The organism is Thermomonas sp. (assembly GCF_041905325.1).
Taxonomy (GTDB): domain Bacteria; phylum Pseudomonadota; class Gammaproteobacteria; order Xanthomonadales; family Xanthomonadaceae; genus Thermomonas.
In genome coordinates, this window is the sequence record NZ_JAYRLK010000035.1 from 1 (window position 1) to 1,923 (window position 1,923).

General features: G+C 69.4%; 3 protein-coding genes. All 3 read left to right on the forward strand.

The annotated features are described in order from the left end of the window. Positions 1-430: molybdopterin-guanine dinucleotide biosynthesis protein B (gene mobB, locus ACE3OK_RS12460; RefSeq protein WP_374249876.1), on the forward strand; the 430-nt coding region annotated here is incomplete at its 5' end. After that, positions 427-1,662, forward strand: a complete 1,236-nt coding sequence (gene glp / locus ACE3OK_RS12465) for a gephyrin-like molybdotransferase Glp (RefSeq protein WP_374249877.1) — start codon at positions 427-429, stop codon at positions 1,660-1,662. The genes mobB and glp, both read left to right, overlap by 4 nt. Beyond that, on the forward strand, positions 1,659-1,910 hold the full coding sequence (moaD, locus tag ACE3OK_RS12470; RefSeq protein ID WP_374249878.1) for a molybdopterin converting factor subunit 1: 252 nt from the start codon (positions 1,659-1,661) through the stop codon (positions 1,908-1,910). The genes glp and moaD overlap by 4 nt, the downstream gene beginning before the upstream one ends. Positions 1,911-1,923: the final 13 nt, after the last annotated feature.

Consider the following 1,923-nt stretch of genomic DNA (forward strand, 5'->3'; position numbering starts at 1 on the left):
CAAGCACGCACACCACCGGTTTGACATCGACCATCCCGGCAAGGACAGTTTCCGCCACCGTCAGGCGGGCGCCTTCGAGGTGGTGGTGGCGTCGGACCGCCGGCTGGCACTGATGCGTGAATTCGAACAACCGGCCGCGCTGACGGTGCACCACCTGCTGGCCGAGTTGTATGAAGGCGTGGACTGGGTGCTGGTGGAGGGTTTTCGCGACAGCAACCTGCTCAAGATCGAGATCTGGCGTCCGGCGTCCGGCCACCAGCCCCGCTACCCGGACGACGACTTCATCGTGGCCATTGCCACCGACGCGCCTGACCAGTTGCCTGAAGCCACCCTGCGGCCTGTGCTGGATTTGAACAACGCCGATTCCGTGGCGCAGTGGCTGACCGACAATGCAGACCGGTTTGACTACCTCCCGGAAATGTTTTCATGAACGCGCCCCCGGTACCCCGCACCCCGCTGCGTCCCCTGGACGATGTTCTGGCCGACCTGCTGTCGCGTGCCACTGCGCTGCCCGGCACCGAGCAGGTGTCCACCTTTGACGCCGATGGCCGCGTGCTGGCGCAGGACCTGGTGTCCGCGCTCCAGGTGCCGCCGCAGGACAACAGCGCGATGGACGGCTACGCGGTGCGGGTGGCGGATGTTGTGCCGGGCGCTGTCTTGCCCGTCAGCCAGCGCATCGCCGCTGGCGCGCAAGGCATGCCGCTGGCCGCAGCGACGGTGGCGCGCATCTTTACCGGTGCGCCCATCCCGGCCGGCGCTGACGCGGTGGTCATGCAGGAAGAGGCCGAGCCGGCCGGCGATGGGGCCGTCCGGTTCAGGGCACCGCCACCGGTGGGCCAGCACATCCGGCGGGCCGGTGAAGACGTGACGCGCGGTGCCGTGGTGCTGGCGCAGGGGCGGCGGCTGGACAGTGCGGCGCTGGGCATGGCGGCCAGCATCGGGCTCGCGCAGCTGCCGGTGGTGCGACGCCCCCGCGTGGCGCTGTTTTCCACCGGCGATGAGCTGGTCTTGCCCGGCACCGTGCCGCCCGCAGAGATGAAGCCTGGCGCGATCTACAACGCCAACCGCTTCTTCCTGCGTTCCCTGCTGCGTCGCCTGGGGTGCGAGGTGACCGATCTCGGCGTGGTGCCCGACCGGCTGGACGCCACCATCGACGCCCTGCGCGCGGCCGCGCAGGGGCATGACCTGATCGTCACGAGTGGCGGCGTGTCGGTGGGCGAGGAAGACCACGTCAAGCCGGCCGTGCAGGCGCTCGGGACGCTGGATCTATGGCAGCTGGCCATCAAGCCCGGCAAGCCGTTCGCGTATGGCCGGGTCGCCGGTGCGCATTTCATCGGCCTGCCCGGCAACCCGGTGTCGAGCTTCGTCACCTTCCTGCTGCTGGTCCGGCCCTTCGTCCTCAAGCTGCAGGGCGCGGCCGTGCTTGCTACAAAAACGATAGCGGCCCGCGCAGATTTCGCGTGGCCGCGGGCCGATAAACGCCGTGAATTCCTGCGGGTGCGGCGCAACGCGGCGGGCGGACTGGACCTGTTTCCGAACCAGAGCTCGGGCGTTCTGACGTCGATGGTCTGGGGCGACGGGCTGGTGGATACGCCGCCCGACACCACGATTGCGCCGGGCGACACGGTGCAGTTCATCCCGTTTGTGGAGCTGCTGGCATGAAGGTCACCGTCCGGTACTTCGCATCGATCCGCGAGGCCATGGGGCAGGGCAGTGAACAGGTGGACACCGCAGCCGGCTCCGTGGGTGCGCTGCGCGACAGCCTGGTCGCGCGTGGCGGGGCAGCCGCCGACAGTCTGGCGCGGGGCCGGGCAGTGCGCGCCGCACTCAACCAGGTCATGTGCGCCGACGACGCCGTGCTCACCGAAGGCTGCGAAGTGGCGTTCTTCCCGCCGGTCACGGGGGGCTGAGCATGGCAGCCCG

Coding starts and splice junctions, on each gene's coding strand:
- glp (WP_374249877.1), top strand. CDS start 427: ATGAACGCGCCCCCGGTACCCCGCACCCCGCTGCGTCCCCTGGACGAT.
- moaD (WP_374249878.1), top strand. CDS start 1,659: ATGAAGGTCACCGTCCGGTACTTCGCATCGATCCGCGAGGCCATGGGG.